16 protein-coding genes are annotated in these 17,361 nt (G+C 37.9%); 6 read left to right on the top strand and 10 right to left on the bottom strand.

Annotated elements, in window-relative coordinates:
- The first annotated feature begins 66 nt into the window (after nucleotides 1-66).
- On the top strand, nucleotides 67-2,334 hold the full coding sequence (locus QA584_RS00400; protein WP_278272554.1) for a jacalin-like lectin: 2,268 nt from the start codon (nucleotides 67-69) through the stop codon (nucleotides 2,332-2,334).
- A 199-nt stretch (nucleotides 2,335-2,533) separates the two neighbouring features.
- On the opposite strand, the gene recR is transcribed toward QA584_RS00400, so the two are convergent.
- The 6 genes from recR to QA584_RS00370 all read right to left on the bottom strand — a co-directional run bounded on the left by recR (nucleotide 2,534) and on the right by QA584_RS00370 (nucleotide 8,168).
- Nucleotides 2,534-3,130 carry a recombination mediator RecR gene (gene recR, locus QA584_RS00395; protein ID WP_278272553.1) on the bottom strand — a complete coding sequence of 199 codons (597 nt, stop codon included), beginning with the start codon at nucleotides 3,128-3,130 and terminating at the stop codon, nucleotides 2,534-2,536.
- A complete protein-coding gene (locus QA584_RS00390) occupies nucleotides 3,130-3,486 on the bottom strand; it encodes a YbaB/EbfC family nucleoid-associated protein (RefSeq protein WP_278272552.1) in 357 nt (118 codons plus the stop codon). Before QA584_RS00390 ends, recR begins: the two co-directional genes overlap by 1 nt.
- A gap of 21 nt (nucleotides 3,487-3,507) precedes the next feature.
- Entirely contained in the window at nucleotides 3,508-5,079 is a 1,572-nt protein-coding gene (gene dnaX, locus QA584_RS00385) for a DNA polymerase III subunit gamma/tau (protein WP_278272551.1), read from the bottom strand.
- Between the two features lie 112 nt (nucleotides 5,080-5,191).
- Nucleotides 5,192-5,707 (bottom strand): transcription repressor NadR, encoded by a 516-nt coding sequence (locus QA584_RS00380; protein WP_278272550.1) that lies wholly within the window; start codon nucleotides 5,705-5,707, stop codon nucleotides 5,192-5,194.
- Nucleotides 5,708-5,949: 242 nt separating this feature from the next.
- The gene (locus QA584_RS00375) at nucleotides 5,950-6,186 is read right to left on the bottom strand and encodes a hypothetical protein (RefSeq protein ID WP_278272549.1); all 237 of its coding nucleotides are present in this window, start codon (nucleotides 6,184-6,186) and stop codon (nucleotides 5,950-5,952) included.
- Between the two features lie 209 nt (nucleotides 6,187-6,395).
- Nucleotides 6,396-8,168, bottom strand: a complete 1,773-nt coding sequence (locus QA584_RS00370; RefSeq protein WP_278269738.1) for an IS1634 family transposase — start codon at nucleotides 8,166-8,168, stop codon at nucleotides 6,396-6,398.
- Nucleotides 8,169-8,533: 365 nt separating this feature from the next.
- Here QA584_RS00370 and QA584_RS00365 point away from each other — a divergent pair, with 365 nt between their 5' ends.
- Both QA584_RS00365 and QA584_RS00360 read left to right on the top strand, forming a co-directional pair.
- Nucleotides 8,534-8,803, top strand: a complete 270-nt coding sequence (locus tag QA584_RS00365; protein ID WP_278272548.1) for a hypothetical protein — start codon at nucleotides 8,534-8,536, stop codon at nucleotides 8,801-8,803.
- Nucleotides 8,804-8,822: 19 nt separating this feature from the next.
- On the top strand, nucleotides 8,823-9,677 hold the full coding sequence (locus tag QA584_RS00360) for a M15 family metallopeptidase (RefSeq protein ID WP_278272547.1): 855 nt from the start codon (nucleotides 8,823-8,825) through the stop codon (nucleotides 9,675-9,677).
- A gap of 252 nt (nucleotides 9,678-9,929) precedes the next feature.
- On the opposite strand, the gene QA584_RS00355 is transcribed toward QA584_RS00360, so the two are convergent.
- The 3 genes from QA584_RS00355 to QA584_RS00345 all read right to left on the bottom strand — a co-directional run bounded on the left by QA584_RS00355 (nucleotide 9,930) and on the right by QA584_RS00345 (nucleotide 14,012).
- Nucleotides 9,930-11,279, bottom strand: a complete 1,350-nt coding sequence (locus tag QA584_RS00355) for a glucose-6-phosphate isomerase (protein ID WP_278272546.1) — start codon at nucleotides 11,277-11,279, stop codon at nucleotides 9,930-9,932.
- Nucleotides 11,280-11,391: 112 nt separating this feature from the next.
- Nucleotides 11,392-13,065 carry a hypothetical protein gene (locus QA584_RS00350; RefSeq protein WP_278272545.1) on the bottom strand — a complete coding sequence of 558 codons (1,674 nt, stop codon included), beginning with the start codon at nucleotides 13,063-13,065 and terminating at the stop codon, nucleotides 11,392-11,394.
- A gap of 248 nt (nucleotides 13,066-13,313) precedes the next feature.
- A complete protein-coding gene (locus QA584_RS00345; RefSeq protein WP_278272544.1) occupies nucleotides 13,314-14,012 on the bottom strand; it encodes a 5'-methylthioadenosine/adenosylhomocysteine nucleosidase in 699 nt (232 codons plus the stop codon).
- A 292-nt stretch (nucleotides 14,013-14,304) separates the two neighbouring features.
- Between QA584_RS00345 and QA584_RS00340 the strand changes: the two genes are divergently transcribed.
- Nucleotides 14,305-14,544, top strand: a complete 240-nt coding sequence (locus QA584_RS00340) for a TIGR03905 family TSCPD domain-containing protein (RefSeq protein ID WP_278272543.1) — start codon at nucleotides 14,305-14,307, stop codon at nucleotides 14,542-14,544.
- 135 nt (nucleotides 14,545-14,679) lie between these two features.
- Nucleotides 14,680-15,744 carry an undecaprenyldiphospho-muramoylpentapeptide beta-N-acetylglucosaminyltransferase gene (locus QA584_RS00335; RefSeq protein WP_278275090.1) on the top strand — a complete coding sequence of 355 codons (1,065 nt, stop codon included), beginning with the start codon at nucleotides 14,680-14,682 and terminating at the stop codon, nucleotides 15,742-15,744.
- 285 nt (nucleotides 15,745-16,029) lie between these two features.
- Here QA584_RS00335 and QA584_RS00330 read toward each other — a convergent pair whose 3' ends face one another.
- A complete protein-coding gene (locus tag QA584_RS00330; protein WP_278272542.1) occupies nucleotides 16,030-16,446 on the bottom strand; it encodes an HIT family protein in 417 nt (138 codons plus the stop codon).
- A 162-nt stretch (nucleotides 16,447-16,608) separates the two neighbouring features.
- Between QA584_RS00330 and QA584_RS00325 the strand changes: the two genes are divergently transcribed.
- Nucleotides 16,609-17,349, top strand: a complete 741-nt coding sequence (locus QA584_RS00325) for a sensor histidine kinase (RefSeq protein WP_278272541.1) — start codon at nucleotides 16,609-16,611, stop codon at nucleotides 17,347-17,349.
- The last annotated feature ends 12 nt before the right edge of the window (nucleotides 17,350-17,361 follow it).

Below are 17,361 nucleotides of genomic sequence, written 5' to 3'. Positions count from 1 at the left end.
ATTTAAACAGAGGTAAATTCTTATAGGTGTATTCAATAATATAAAAAAATTACTAAGGAGGTTTATATGAAAAGCAAAACACATATTTTGATGGCAAACTTAATTCTTGAAGATTTGAAGAAAGGGAAACTTAATCTGAATCAAATAGGTTCTTATGCAGTTCCCAAAGAAATCAGACAAGCCATTATCAACAATCCGGAGTACTTTAGAGCAGGTTCCATTGGACCAGACTTTTTACCGGATATGATTGTGGGTCAGACGGTTATCCATCCGGAAAACTCCGGGGAGTGGCTGGAATATTTATTTCAAGCGGTATTAGATTTGTCACCCCAGGATACAAAAAGGGAGGAAATTATAGCCTTCTATTGTGGTGTAATGATGCATTATGCAGGGGATTTATACGGACATGATTATGTAAATGGCTGGGCTAAGGGCTGGTTCCCATCTATTAATGATATTCTGGATCCCACTAATACTGAAAATGCAAAGATTGTAATTAGACATATCCTGGTAGAAGCTTATATGGATCAAAAGGTGTCAGCAGATGAGGACCTGTCAATAAAGGTGCCTGCTTTATTTATAAAAGAATGCTTTACTAACCCAGCAGGTATAGCAAGATATCCCGATGATAATTCGTTAAATATCCTTGATTTCATGTCCAGGATGTCCAATAGCATACATAAAATCTCCCAGAAAAATACTTATGCTTCTTTAAATGTCTTTAACTATTTTAATTGCTGGGATAAAGATATTGATAAAGGTATTCTTGAGTGGATTACTACCTGGAACAGGATTGCTGCGGATTCCATGAGTGAAGATAGTTTTTTGAAGATGAAAGCTGACATGGAGGAATGGTTCTCCTACTATTTCCTAAAGATGATAGGTGTCCCAGATTTTATGGTAGAAGCATTCCATGCAGTTTCAGAAATTATTGATAATCTAGCTATTTTAAATCAGATTAAGGAAGTTCTTCATAATATTGTTAAAAATCTGATTATACGATTTGTATGTGTTGCTACCGGCAGAGAATATGACGACGTTGAAACTGCGATACAGGAAATCAAAGATATGCTGAAAGATCCGGCAACCTTTTTAAATAACGGATTTTTATTTGAAGATACCAATATTACTGAGCAGCTTGACAGAGACTTCGGGAACTTCGGAGAATCAAGAGATACGAACAATCAGGATTTTACTGCCTTTTACAATTGCCTGAATATGTGTAAGCTGTGCCTTATAGGACCTGATAATCTGAATGCCTTAGCTCAGGAAAAGGGTGGTGTGGCACACTACGAGCATAAGCGGTGCATTAGTACCATAAGAAATTTAAATATAACAATAAAAACCAGCAAAGATAAATGGTCTGGAACAGACGATAACGTTTATTTTGGTGTGCTTACAAAGGATAAGAAAAAATATGAAATACTACTGGACAGAGCAGGATATAATGACTTTGAACGTGGTGATGTAGACTGCTACAGATTTGAGCTGCCTTTTAATATTCCTAAAAGTAACATCAGCGCCTTCTGCCTGCGCAAGGATTATATTCGAATTTCAGATGACTGGAAACCAGAGTGGATTCAAATAACCGATGCGAATACTGACGAACAAATCCAAAAGGTAAAAATTAATAAGGTTATAAAAGACCGGGAACCTTATAATATAAATTATACAGGTGCTACGGATGATAGTACCCCTAATTACATAGAGCTTGACCCCAGTATTATCTCATTCATGTACAGTCTTGATGCAAAAGGACTTTGCAGCCCGGGTGCACAGGGATATGAACTGAAAAATCCAACACCTGACAAACAATGGGCTCATGATGCATTTACCTTTTACGGTGATGTAAATCTCAGAAATAATGTAATGGTTCCGCTGTTCAATCTCTCTGTTTCACAGTATAGTTCAACCATATTTAATGATTATACCTTGGCTTATTCGAAATCAAAGCTTACCTCTATTATCGTTTATGCTGGAGAGGTAGTAGATGCCATTCAGCTTGTATATGATTCCAATTATTATACACCCATCCATGGGGCAATAGGAGGTACTAAATACACCTTTACTTTAGATAAGGATGAGTATATCACTAACATCTCCGAGGACCTTGTGGATTACCTGGGTAATCCTGCCATAGGCAAATTAATTATAACCTCGAATAAAAAGAGTAATACTTATGGCGTGGACGAGAACAGCACGCGTAGATTTACTTTTTCGGCATCAGATGGAGAGCAAATAATTGCACTGTCAGGACATTGTCCAATAAACTATGATCTTAGGAGTCGCTATCCTTCGGATATTAGTGTCAGTCTTTATAGAACGATTCAATAAAAGATAAAAAGTTTAGACAAATCAACTAAGCAAAAAAAACAGACCAGAGGGGCGGTTTAATACCTTTCTCCTGGTCTGTTTTATTTCTATTATAATTTCTATTACAATTTCCAATATGCCAACCAATTCTACTTGCTCGAGGATACGGAGTTGCCTTTTGGATAAAGGGTAGTGCCTGGTGACAAGTGATTTGTTATCTTTACAACTCTACCCGCCCTTCCAGGGCCCGAAGTAATGTTACCTCGTCTATATATTCCAAATCCCCGCCAACAGGAACACCGCTTGCAATCCGGCTTACTTTTATTCCGGTAGGTTTAATCAGCTTGCTGATATACATAGCAGTGGTTTCCCCTTCCAGGCTTGAGTTCGTCGCTATTATGACTTCGTCTACATCACCTTGTAAGCGTTGTATTAATTCTTTTAATTTAATATCATCCGGACCGATGCCAAGCATCGGTGAGATTGCACCATGGAGTACGTGATATACGCCATCGAATCTTCCGGTTTTTTCATAAGCCGCCAGATCTCTTGGATTCTCTACTACCATAATGACATTTCTGTTACGCTTTTCACTGGCACAGATTGGACATAACTCACTGTCTGTTAGTGTGTAACAGTTGGAACAGTATCTGACATTCTGCTTAGCCGAGGTTATCGCCTCTGATAAACTATTTACCTGATCCTGAGGCAGATTAATGATATGAAAGGCAAGCCTTTGTGCAGTTTTCGCTCCGATTCCCGGCAGTCTGGATAATTCTTCGATTAATTTACTGATCTGACTGCTGTAATAATTCATTAGAAAGGAAATCCTCCTAAGCCGCCGCCTAACCCTCCGGTTATGGAACTCATAGCAGCCTGTGATTCATCCTCCATCTTACGGAACGCTTCATTCACTGCTGCGGTTATTAAGTCCTGAAGCATTTCGATATCATCAGGATCAACGACTTCTTTGGATAAGGTTACGGAGGTAAGTTCTTTTTTGCCGGATACTTTAACCGTAACCGCTCCGCCGCCAACAGAAGCCTCCCATTCCTTTTCCTCTATCTCTTTGGTTTTCTCTTCCATCTGCTTTTGCATTCTTTGAGCCTGTTTCATTAAGTTATTCATATTGCCGGGCATTGCTCCTCCCGGAAATCCACCGCGTTTTGCCATGATTTATTCTCCTTCCGATTCTTAATCTTCGTATTCAATGGATATATTCTTTATTATTTTTGTTAAATCAGGAATATCATCTAGATTTTCTTTTCCCTCTGTTAACAGTTTTGTCTGTATCTCTACTTCTTTATGGATAATCTTTGCTATGGCTGCTTTTAATTCCTCCATGTGGCTTTCCTGGGATACTAAATCTTTGTCCATGGATTCGGTAAATACCAAAAGCAAGGAATCATTATTACCGATACTGGGCTTCGCATTCATTAGGGAAGCCTTGGTTAAACGGGAAGTTACGGCTACAATATTGTTCCAATTCTTCGCTAGCTCCTGTAAATCTGCGGATACTGCTTTTTGCAGGACTACCGGCGCGGATGGTTCTTCTTTTACAGCCATCATTACCGGTTTATCCACAGCCGTTACACCAGGTGCTGCTATGATACCGTTCTCCAGTTTGTTTTCAATAAGTTTCAGACGGTTTATGATATCTTCATAACCCGTCTCCATCTGGGGTCTGCATAATTTAATGAGTGCCACTTCCACCATGACCCTTTTCTGGGAGGCATATTTTATCTGATTGGATAAATCTGAAAAAATCCGGATGTAGCGTATTAAAGTCTCCACATCCATACCTTCTGCCTGTTGTTTTAAAATAACCAGGTTATCCGTTGATACCTCGATTACCTCAGAGGTATCCTCCGACGTCTTTACTAACAGCAGATTTCTTAAATACCAGGTAAAATCAATGGTAAACTGAGTCAATTCTTTCCCTTTTATAATAAGTTCCTCAAGTAAAGCCATGGAACCGGATACATTACCGCTTTGTATGAAGTCAAGCAGTCTTGCAAACACTTCAATATCCACTGCACCAAGTACTTCTAACACTTTATCAAAGGTCAGTTTCTCCCCGAAATAAAAGGCGATGCATTGGTCTAGCAAACTTAAAGCATCCCTTAAGGAGCCATCACCCATTCTGGCTACATAGCGGACCGCTTTTTCCTCAGCTTCTACTTCTTCCCGCTGAATTAAGTCGGTAAGCCTTGCTGCTATGGTATCTATGGTAATTCGCTTAAAATCATAGCGCTGGCACCTTGAGAGAATTGTAATGGGAATCTTATGAGCTTCTGTCGTTGCCAGTATGAAGATTACATAGGACGGGGGTTCTTCCAGGGTTTTTAACAGGGCATTAAAAGCACCCGCTGAAAGCATATGAACCTCGTCGATAATATATACCTTAAATCTGCCTTCCGTGGGAGAGTAGCGAACCTCCTCCACGATTTCCCTTATGTTATCAACACCGTTGTTAGAGGCAGCATCTATCTCAATTACATTCATTGACGTCTGGTTATTAATGGATTTACAGGTGGGACATTCATTGCAGGGATTACCATCTACCGGGTGTTCACAGTTGACGGCTTTGCCGAGTATTTTAGCAACGGTAGTCTTACCGGTTCCCCTGGTCCCGCAAAATAAATAGGCATGACCGATACGGTCTGCTTTTACCTGATTCTTTAAGGTTGTTACAATATGATCCTGACCCTTGACATCATTAAAATCGCCTGGCCGGAACTTTCTGTAAAGAGCAGTATATGACATCCTTGCACTTCCTCTTTTAACATAGCTGTAAACAGCCAGTCTATGTTTCTCTTACTTTCGTTTTTATTTTACCAATATCATGGCAGATTGTCAAAAGGTTTATCTTAAGGTGTCAGGGGTCCAGTAAGTACCTCTTCTCCCTTAAGGCTTTTTCGATATTGTCTAAAATATCCTCTGAATCTGCCTCCACCGTATGAAGGTGGACACCGTCGGTTAATTCTTTTAATGGAACTGTATTTCTTAATTTTACCTTTTTTACAAAGTCATATACATCCTGCCGGTTTTTTATAATTAAATCGGCGGCGATTTCTCCGTAAAGATCATGGGCAACGATAACGTCTAATACTTTCCCGCCGTTATCTACTATTGTACATAATTCATCCTCTATTTCTTCCGTTGAGTGTTTTACTAAAAAGCAGCGGTTTACTTTTTGTTTTTCCTGAAAGTATATCATATAACCTTTTGTAGTCGATAGGATATTCTTATTTGTGGCACGCAAAAGGGCAATATCCTGAACGATGACCTGCCTGCTGACTAATAGCTTTTTCGCCAGTTCCGTACCGGATATGGGTTCTTTTGCAGTTTGCAACAGTTCTATTAATTTTTCTCGGCGTTCCTGCCCTTCCATTTCCATACTCCTCCTTATCGGCATAAAACTCAAAATCATAATGTAATTCTATAATATCTTGATAGGAAATGCAAGATATTCCAGTCGTGAATAGCACCTTCAAAAGCTCTGCCACTTTGTTTGCAGCAATTTGCAGGCAATTAGGGGAACTATACATATTATATGAAGAAAGATACCAGGAAGCAGTTCCTAGCATAACTTGAACATGTTCCGGGTATCTTTATTACAGAATCTTTTACTTTTTAGAAAAACTCAACCGGTTGTATCGGCGGTAACTCCTGTCCAGGTACTGTTGCCGGACTTTCTGATGGTATTGGAGTTATTTCCGGAGACGGACTGGTTATTATGGTATCCGGCTGGGGCGACGGTATGGTAAATGGAGTCGGTATTCCTATTTCTCTCCCCGGTTTCTCAGGCGGAACTTCCTGTTCTGAGCTGCCTGGTATCTGCTTCGTTTCCTCTGGTCTAAATCCAATCATAATTTCTGCTCCTTAGGTTTATTTTTCTTATTTTTACCTTTACGAGGATAAATTATGCTAAGGTTTATAAAGACAACCGCCTCTAAAAAACTATACAGTCCTGATGTTCATATGTTATAATCCCATCTTTGACAGGTCAAAAGCGGAAAACGCTGTATTTATAAGGCATTTTCCGCTTTTTAATGATGAAAAAATGTAGCTATATATTATTACTTTTTCTTTGTTTCTCGAATAGTCTTCTTCATGTTAACGTCGGTTATAATCTCATAATCCGTACGGAAACCAAAGGCTTCATGTAAAGCATCCGTAAGGTCTGTCCTTGTGTAGGCTGGTATGTAACCAAGTTTTTCTCCTGGGCGTGATATCATCATAGTTCGCAAGGTATCCATGATCTCTTCACAGGTGTATTCTCCAGAAAGCTTTTTCTCCAGTACCCGGAACACGAATAATGCAATGTAGCACGTAATGAAATGTGCTTTGATACGATCTTCTTTCTGAAGATATATAGGGCGGGCTTTAAACTCTGTTTTCATGATACGGAAGCATTCCTCAATCTCCCAGCGCTTCTTGTTAATCTTAATAATCTCATCAATCCCCATGTTCTCAAGGTTCGTACATACGGAGTAAAAACCATCATATCGTTCTTCTTCATGGATAGCAGTTGCATCCAGAAATGGGATATCTTTTGAACATACCTCACCATCCTCCGTAACAACCTCATGTCCAATAAAACGGTGTGGGTCGTTCTGATTTTTGGGACGTTGTTTATATTTTCCACTATTGATAAGCTCCTGTGCTCGGTCAATCTGCCCCTGACGTATTTTGCGTTGATAGCGTTGATACTTTAAAGAAAAGGAAACAATCAAATGCTGTTCCAGTGGGGTAGCACCCTGTTTGATTTTTCTTTGGGACAGGTCTTCTTTTATCCAGCGATCCTTGTAGTAAATCTTATTGTAATCTTCTGTTTCATCCAGCTCACTAATGTTATAGGTTCGGCTGTCGCCAGCCAGGCGCCACCCATCTGGATCAAGGGCAAAGTCTTTTAGATAGGAAGGGAGTTGTTTGACTGACTGCGTAGTAATAAAACTACGGAGTCGCTCGCCTCCAATGGATTTATCATTAAATTTACGGTTGCTCTTGGATGAGAGCCCTGCATCGGTGCAGACAATGATCTGATCCAGACCATAATCACTGATCACCTTTTTTTCTAAAGGTTTCAGAGTAGGCTGCTCGCTTTGATTTCCGGGAAAGATATCAAAAGCCAGAGGAATACCATCGTAATCCATGAAAAGACCCATACCAACCAGGGGTAAAGGCTGATGCTGCTTGCTCTTTCCGTATCTGCGAAGATCATCCGCTTCTTCAAGTTCAAAGTAAAAGTTAGTACAATCGTAGTAAAGGATATCCTTGCGTCGTTCCACGACTTTCTGACTATTTTTATAAAGCTCTGCCTGGATAAAGTCATTTTCTTGTGCCAGAACAGATAAGGCACGATAAATATCATGCAGTTCGAAAGAAGGTTGTTCTATGAACACGTCGGCCTGCCTGTTTGAAGCCAGTTTAGAAGAAGGATAGAGAATCCTTGTATAAATAAGTTTGGAAAGGATATCATTTAGGTCATACTCAAAGGAATGCCTTGAACGGATTGAGCTGCATATTTTGTGGAGACCAAGACTGTAGTAAGCATCCTGCAAGAAAAGATATCCGCAGTTAAAAGCTTTTTGCTCACCCTTTTTTAAGAGTTTAGTAGGGGAATAACTAACAATAATCTCTTTCTGTTCGTCGTACACTTTACGATTGAGTTCATTTACGTATTCCTGAGCCCAAATATATGGATCCATGCCATGAGCTTTTGTTCTTACTTCATCAAGGTTACCTAATTTTTCAACTGTAACAGTGGTAACAGAGCCATTCTGCTTGCGTATGGTTTTTTGTACATAGAAAGATGAAGAATTTTTGGACTTACTAACAGTTAGTTTCATAAAAAACACCTCCATGCCTTATTATACCATATATAGCCAAAAATAGCTACATATATTTACGCGAAATTTGACAAAAAAATAAGCCTATATCAAGGCTTACAGCAATTTATTCTTCATTTAACTGTCAAACTTCCGGGTATCTGCTTCGTTTCCTCTGGTCTAAATCCAATCATAATTTCTGCTCCTTAGGTTTATTTTTCTTATTTTTACCTTTACGAGGATAAATTATGCTAAGGTTTATAAAGACAACCGCCTCTAAAAAACTATACAGTCCTGATGTTCATATGTTATAATGGGTGAAAAGAAATGATATAGTAGTTGTAAAACCAGATATTAATATTTTTATTTGACGAATGGAGAATGCTATGTTCCGATTATGGGCCAAAATATTTAAGGACAATCGTATGCTTAAGGATACGGTTATCTGTAACGATAAAATAGAGTTAAGCCGTACCAAAAAGATTTTTGATGCTATTGATGAAATCTGTTATGAGTTTGATTTGTCAAAACCATTTTGGTTGGACTCTACTATTGAAGACTTTAAAAAGCACGATAAGACCAGGTTTACCCAGGATAATTTTATTGACCGGATTGAATTCGATTACCTGGAGATTCATGTTATAGAGGAGGGTTAAATAAAATGGTGCAGTTATTATGAAAAGAAGAATTTCACTATTTTTACTTCTTATATTGGTTTCTTTCCTTGTAATCAATCGTACAAAGGCTGAGATTGTTAGTCTGGACGGAATCCGCTTATCTGCCAGGGGTAACCAAAGCACTTCTAAGGGAGTCAGCACCTCTGCCGGCAATAACAATAGTAAATCAAGTAAAGCAACTAGTACCCTGCCAATGTCGAAAAAGTCTCTTCGGACAGTATCAGCCGGTACGGTAATTGACATAAAGAAACCGGGAGACCTCATAATGGATAACTGTTTTTACTATGAAAAGATTAAAGCGGATATTAAGAAACGTATTGTTGGAAAATCCTACAAGAAAGATTGTACCGTACCTTTTGAAGATTTAAGATATGTAAGAGTTTTATATTATGGCTTTGATGAGAAAACACATATAGGCGAGCTAATTGTAAATAAAGGGATTGCCTCTGATATTGTCGATATATTTTCAGAATTATATGAAAAGAAATATCCCATTGAACAGATGGTTCTGGTGGATGAGTACGATGCGGATGATAATACGTCTATGGCAGCGAATAACACATCTTCTTTTAATTACCGCCCGGTACCCGGATCCACACATTTATCTAAACATGCACTTGGGTTGGCAATTGATATTAACCCCCTGTATAATCCTTATATCCAGTATACAAAGAAGGGTACTATCATATTACCGGAAGAAGGCAGTAAATATGCAGACCGGACACTTGACTGTCCTTATTATATAAACAAAAAAGACCTCTGTTATAAGGCTTTCACAGAACGAGGCTTCACCTGGGGCGGCTTTTGGAAAACTGAGCCGGACTACCAGCACTTTCAGAAAACCCTGGAATAGTAATAAGACTCACCTTCCTTTTACTTTACATAGCAAAAGGGGTTGCACCGCAGTTTGAATTCACCGGTACAACCCCTTATCTTTTACTCATATGACAGTAAAAGACTGCAATATATAATATCTTTACTTAATATCATTTTGTCAATTATAAGCTTTTAAATATTTAAAATCCCTTTGTCAATTATAGGCTCTTAAATAATTAAAATCCCTTTGTTAATTATAATCTCTTAAATATTTAAATCCCTTTATTAATTATAATCTCTTTAAAAGTTCTTCTCTTTGTTTTTCAAAGCCTGGTTTACCAAGAAGTGCAAACATATTCTTCTTATAGCTTTCCACACCCGGTTGGTCAAATGGATTCACACCCAGAATATAACCGCTGATACCGCAGGCAAATTCAAAGAAATAGAATAATTCACCTAAAGAAAATTCATTCTGTTCCGGAAGATTAACCATTAAGTTAGGAACGTTACCGTCGGTATGAGCCAGCCTGGTTCCGTTCATTGCACTTTTATTAATGAAATCCACACTCTTGCCAGCTAAATAATTCAATCCGTCAAGGTCAATTTCTTCCTCTTCCATAATAATTTCATTCGAAGATTTCACAAGGTTGATAACTGTTTCAAACATGGTTCTTTGTCCATCCTGGATAAATTGACCCATGGAGTGAAGATCGGTGGTTAAGTCAACAGCTGCGGGGAAGATTCCTTTCTGGTCCTTACCTTCACTTTCACCGTATAACTGCTTCCACCATTCAGATACATAATGAAGGGAGGGTTCATAGTTGGCAACAATTTCAATATTCTTTCCTTTTCTTAAGAGAATATTACGAACTGCCGCATAAACCATAGCATCATTGGATTCAAAGGGATTGTTAAGGCAGCGTTCTCTCATGCTCTGTGCGCCTTCCATTAATTTATTAATGTCGGCACCGCTTGCAGCTATAGGTAACAGACCAACTGCTGTTAAAACAGAATAACGTCCGCCTACGTCATCAGGAACTACAAAGCTTTCATAACCTTCTTCTGTTGCCAGGTTCTTAAGCGCTCCTCTTTCCTTATCGGTAGTGGCATATATTCTCTTAGCCGCTTCTGCTCTGCCGTATTTTTCGTTCAACAGCTTTTTAAATACCCTAAATGCAATGGCTGGTTCAGTGGTTGTACCGGATTTACTTATAATATTAATGGAGAAATCCCTGTCCCCGATCACTTCGGTTAAGTGACTGATATAAGTACTGCTGATATTATTGCCAACATAATAAATTTCAGGAGTTTTTCTGATTTCTTTTGATACAGAATTATAAAAACTGTGTCTTAAAAATTCTATGGCTGCTCTGGCACCCAAATAAGATCCACCAATTCCGATTACTAACAAAACTTCGGAATCTTGCTGGATCTTCTTTGCAGCCGCCTGTATACGGTTAAATTCTTCTTTGTCATAGTCTACTGGTAGGTCAATCCATCCCAGAAAATCATTTCCTGCACCTGTTTTATTCAGTAACTCTGCCTTTGCACTTTCTGCAATTTTTTCTATCATCTTAATCTCAGATTCGGCAATAAACCCTTTTGCTGCTGAATAATCAAACGTTACATTTTTGCTCATTTCACGCACTCCTTTAATAGTTGATTATAGGGTTATTATTTCATTTTCCTCTTTATTCTATCAAAGTGATGCAGGTTAATCAATATATTTTTTTACAGTTTGGATGTATTTATTAAGCTAAAAATTCTTTTAAAATATCTTCTATTAATTTCTCATCTTCTGAAACCGTTGTTTTTGCCTTCTTATTATAAACTGGTTTTGCCTTTACTGTAGAGGATGTATCCCCTTTGACAGCCTGATTCTTTACTTCTGGTTCTAAAGATGTACTGGTTTTAAATACCTGGGCTTTTTCTACTTTGACTTTTTCCATATTGGCTTTTTCCACATGGGCAGTCTCCATATTAGCCTTTTCAATATAAGCTTTTTCTGCTCTGATATTTTCAATATTTGCTTTTTCTGCATTGGCTTTTTCTATATTAGCTTTTTCTATATTTACTTTTTCAGAATTCATTCTTTCTGTATTAACTTTCTCCATACTTGTTTTATTCGTATTTATTTTTTCATTGTCTGCTTTGGAAGCACTAACCGATTCAGGGGATTTTTCTTCAACTCCGGTATTTTCCTTAAACGATTTTACTTCCACAGGTTTTCCATCCATTAAAGCAGCTGCAATCTTATCCTCCTGCCTGTTTGAGAGGATTACGTCTTTTGCTTCCTCATTAGCTTCTAAGTTTCTGCGTTCTCTGATCTCTCTCTTTAAATTTTCTTTTCTTTCCTGGGCTATTGTTTTATACTCTACTGGCTGGGGTTTCACTTTTTCTTCTTTTAAGGCTTTCTTTTCTAACATCAAAGCTTTTTTAATTTCTTCCTGTCTGTGTTTTTCTTCTTTTTTACGTTCTTCACTTGCTTTTACTTCTGCTTTGATTCGCTCAATCTCAGCCCGTTCTGCTTCTCTTTTTCTCTCTAAGGCCAATTTTGTTTCTTTCTTAATACGCTCGTCTTCCTCACGGGCCTTCTGCCTGTTTTGGACTTTTTGTAATTTCTTTCTTTCCTTCGCCAGTTCTTTTTCTTCTTTTTTCTTTGCTATGGCTGCTTTTGCCTCTGCTTTTTTCGCTGCCTGCTCAAGACTCTTAGCCTCTTTCTGCTGTTTCTTTTTTCTTATTCTTTCCGCCTTTTGCTTAGACAGCATGTCCCTCTTATCTTTTCTGGACAGTTTTAAGGCTTGCTCACTTGAAGCTGCCATAAGTTCAGAACTCTTCATGGCCTGGGCTGCCTCCTCACGGAGATATTCCTTCTTATACTGCTCAATTAATTCAGGCTGAATCTGCTCCTGTTCCAGTCGGACCTTTAAGATATTTTCAAAATAATCCTTCATATTCAGCCGGATTAATTCCTTTCTTCCGGCAAGGTTAATGAGCCCCTCTAAAAATATCAACAACCCGCTTGTTAAAATACCCACAGAAAATGTACTTAAAATCTGCTGTTTTCCACATTCATAAATAAGGCCTATAATCGTACTGATTGAGCCGATTAAAAGGCAAAGCATTAAAATTTGTCCACCGATATTTTCCCATGTTGATAAAAGAATTCCACATATTCTATGGCGAAATACATACTTATCCACAAAGATATCCACATTATTCACACCTATCTTAAGTGTGTAATACGTTTCGAACTTCTTTTTCATCATTTGCGTTAATTTATTCTTTGACTTTGCCATATTATCCGATGCTTTAATCAGCCGTGAATAAACCAGGTTTAATATTAATTTTAATAATATTCCACATGCGCAAAGAGCTAACATTATGTACGAGAAAATATTTTTGTCAAATAACTCTTGTACCACAATAAAGTCCCCTTTCTTCCCATTAATTTACAGTTATTATATCGAATAACTGACCATTTGAAAAGAGAGGGGACCATAAAATCGATTGACAAATCCGGTCATACAGGAACGTAAGCCTTTAGGGTTCATCATTATTTTCAAAGATTTTCTCAAAAATATGATGTATTATAAAGTTTTGTGTCAATTACAGTCAATGAAAACTTGTCTTATCGACTCCAGTTTCTTACTATAATTTAATTACGGGATTTTTACAGTTCCTCAATCAGGGCTGTAACAAATTTTACCGTATGGGCAATGGCTGCGGCTTCAAACTTGCCATAATCCATATTGGCGCTGTCATCTGCTTTATCGGATATGGCACGTATAATTAAAAAAGGAACTTTATTTAAGTATGCAGTATGTGCTATGGCTGCACCTTCCATCTCTGTACAAAATCCCTCAAACTGATTTGAGATCCAGGTTTTCTTAGCTTTATCACTGATAAACTGATCACCGCTTACGACTCTGCCGGAGTATACAGCTATATCAGGATTTACCTGACTGCAGATCCGGACTGCTTTTTTAACAAGCTCTTCTTCCGCTTTAAATACTGAGGTTTCCATTCTTGGAATAACACCGTATTCATAGCCAAAGCCAGTCGCATCCATGTCATGATGAAGAGCATCAGTTGACACAACCATGTCCCCGATGTTGATTTCTGCTTTTAAGGACCCGGCTATTCCGGTATTGATTACAACACCCGTTTGAAAATCATCAATTAATATCTGAGTACTTATGGCTGCATTTACTTTGCCGATACCAGAACGTACAATAACAACATCTTTACTGCCAAGTTTACCGGATAAAAAATCCATTCCGGCTTTACCGGTAACTTTTACTTCTGTCATCTTACCCTTTAACTGGTTAACTTCTTCATCCATTGCACCAATTATACCAATTCTATCCATACCTTACATCTCCTCACAATCATAACTTATATTGGTAATTGAGAACCTTCCATATGATATCTGCGTTCAATGCAATTACCCAATACTCTATATTGATGTATTATAACGGAATTCAGGGTTTACTGCAAGATTATTCCTGCACAAAATACACAAGGTGTTATGGCTATCCGGCAATTGTAACGATTTTATCTAAATTCATTCTTGCACCGGCTTCAAAAAATGTTATAATAATAAAGAACTTGAATCTGAATATTTCAAGGGTTACCATTTACATAGAAAGGATATGATGATTATGTTATATAAGACTTCTGGTGTCTGCTGCTCTGAAATCAGTTTTGAAGTAGAAGACAATATTGTTAAGAATGTTATTTTTATAGGAGGATGCTCCGGTAATACTGCGGGTATCTCTAAATTAGTTGCAGGTATGTCCATTGATGAGGTAATTACAAGGTTAGAAGGGACAAAATGCGGCTTTAAATCAACTTCCTGTCCTGATCAGCTGACAAAAGCCTTAAAGGAATGGAAAAAATAAGGTTGAATAAAGGTTGAAAGAAAATATAGAATTGAAAGGATGCCACACTACGATTCTTCCAACCTGTGAAACTTGTTTCACATTTTATTATGTGGCAGTATCGCAAGGAGCTTGCGATATGCAATGGGTATAAAAATGAAACGAATTGTCTTAACCGGGGGCGGAACGGCCGGGCATGTTACTCCTAACATCGCCTTGCTTCCTGCACTAAAGAGAGAAGGATATGAGGTTCATTACATCGGATCCTATGACGGCATTGAAAAAAAATTAATCGAGGAGCTTACTATTCCTTACTATGGCATATCCTCCGGTAAATTAAGACGGTATTTTGATCCCAAAAATTTCAGCGATCCCTTTAAGGTGGTAAAAGGTTTTTTTGAGGCGTTGACCTTAATTAAGAAGCTAAAACCGGATGTCGTATTTTCCAAAGGAGGCTTTGTATCGGTTCCTGTGGTACTTGCAGCCAAACGAAAAGGTGTGCCGGTTATTATCCACGAATCTGATATGACTCCCGGTCTTGCCAATAAGATAAGTATTCCCTCTGCCAAAAAGGTATGTGCCAATTTTCCCGAGACAGTCAAATTTCTGCCGGAGGGCAAGGCTGTCTTAACCGGAACTCCCATCAGACAGGAGCTATTTTCCGGCAATAAGCTGAGGGGACTTGACTTTTGCGGATTTTCCCGTAATAAACCAGTGTTATTAGTAGTAGGCGGCAGTACCGGTTCCGTAGTGGTCAATGAAGCAGTAAGAGCCATTCTTCCTGTCTTACTGGAGAAATTTCAGGTTGTCCATCTATGCGGAAAAGACAAACTGGATGAAAGCTTAAGAAATACTCCGGGTTATGTCCAGTTTGAGTATATAAAGAAAGAATTAAGTGATCTGTTAGAGGCTGCCGATGTTGTTATTTCAAGGGCAGGCGCCAATGCAATCTGCGAATTGCTGGCACTAAGAAAACCCCACATTCTGATTCCTCTCTCGGCAGCTTCCAGCCGGGGTGACCAGATTTTAAATGCCGAGTCTTTTGAACGTCAGGGTTACAGCTATGTGTTAAAGGAAGAAGCCTTATCAAAGGATTCTTTATTAGATGCCGTTGAGTCCGTTTATACAAAACGAAAGACATATATTGAGGCGATGAGTCAGAGCGAGTTAAATAATTCTATCGAAACGATTATAAAACTGATCAAGGATATTTCACATTAACCGCCAGCCTAACGTAAATTTAATTTGGTACTGCTTTTAAAATGATGAAAATAGTTTTTTAACTTGTACTTATTGTGGTTTTACAATATCCTATAAAATTGTTTAAAAATATTTTACAAGTATTTGATGTAGCTTTAGAATCAGAAATTAAATATAATAACTTTCATATAAAAAACACGTCATATCAAGTTATGAAGCTTTCTTTCACCTTAATGGCTTTCTGCGGATATCTTTCGGTTTAGAATACTTCATCTTTTGATTTGGCGTGTTTTCATGATTCATTACCTAAACAATTCTTGCTCGGATTGCTTCTGCTATTGACTCTGCTTCTCCTTCCCCGTAACGATCATGTCCCCAGGTAATATCTACAGAATCCTTATAATATCTGGGGATAAAGTGGATGTGAAAATGGAATACCGTCTGACCGGCTGCTTCTCCATTATTCTGCAGGATGTTAAGACCGTCGCAGTTTAATTCTTCTTTTATTGCCTTGGCCACTTTGGCTACTACCACAAAAACTTTTGAAGCGGTATTCTCATCCATTTCAAATAGATTGGCAAAATGCTTCTTGGGAATTAAAACAGCATGTCCCTTTGCAGCGGGGGAAATGTCCATTATTACCTTAAAATCGTCATCTTCATACAGCGAAACCGAAGAAATTTCATTCCCAATAATCTTACAAAATATACAATTATTACTCATATTTCTGCCTCCTAAATCATTTTATATAATTTTCTACAAATAATACTACATTAATATACATTTTATAATCATTTTCAAAGTGTTTACTGTCGTTTCTTGTAAATGAGATTATATTGTATAATATACCATATTCTGCTAATATTAGTTCAGGAGGTGAACAAAATGTTTACGAAGGAAGAACAAAAAAAACTTACGGAATTAATGAATTCCAATGATGATTTTGCTTACTTTATTAACAAAACTATGAAAGAATGTAATATTCTTACCTCACAAATCTCTCACGAGATTCGAAATCCATTAACTTTGATTAAGAGTACAGCCCAGTTAATTGAAACCGTCCACCCAGAAGCCAAAGAATTTAAATACTGGAATCAATTAACGGAAGATATAAACGGATTAGAAATTTTGTTAACTGAGGTTAGTAAGTTCAATCATAGTGAATCAATAACAAAGCAAAAGCAGGATTTCCTTCTTTTACTAAAATCGGTAATAAGCACCTTTTTACCCCTAGCCGAACAAAACGGTATTGATTTGACATTAACGATAGCAGAAGCTGATATACCCTACTATATCAGCTATTCCTTAGACCCGGTAAAGATTACCCAAGTCTTTACAAACTTGCTTCGAAATGCATTTGAAGCAACCGAGAGAGGCTGCTATATCAATATAGTATGCAGAGTTTCAGTACCTTCCCATCTAATAATTGAAGTCCAGAATAACGGTAAGATAATCCCGGCTGATGAATTACCCACAATCTTCAAGCCCTTTGTAACTTATAAGCCTGGTGGTTCCGGTCTCGGACTAGCAATTTCTTCTAACATCGTTGATGCCCACAACGGTACGATCGAAGTAACCTCGACTGAGGAAAAGACCAGCTTTATTATCAACCTTCCATTATCTTAATAACAACCGTAT

Source organism: Anaerocolumna sp. AGMB13025 (assembly GCF_029689925.1).
GTDB lineage: Bacteria > Bacillota > Clostridia > Lachnospirales > Lachnospiraceae > Anaerocolumna.
This window is presented reverse-complemented; position numbering and strand designations above follow the sequence as displayed.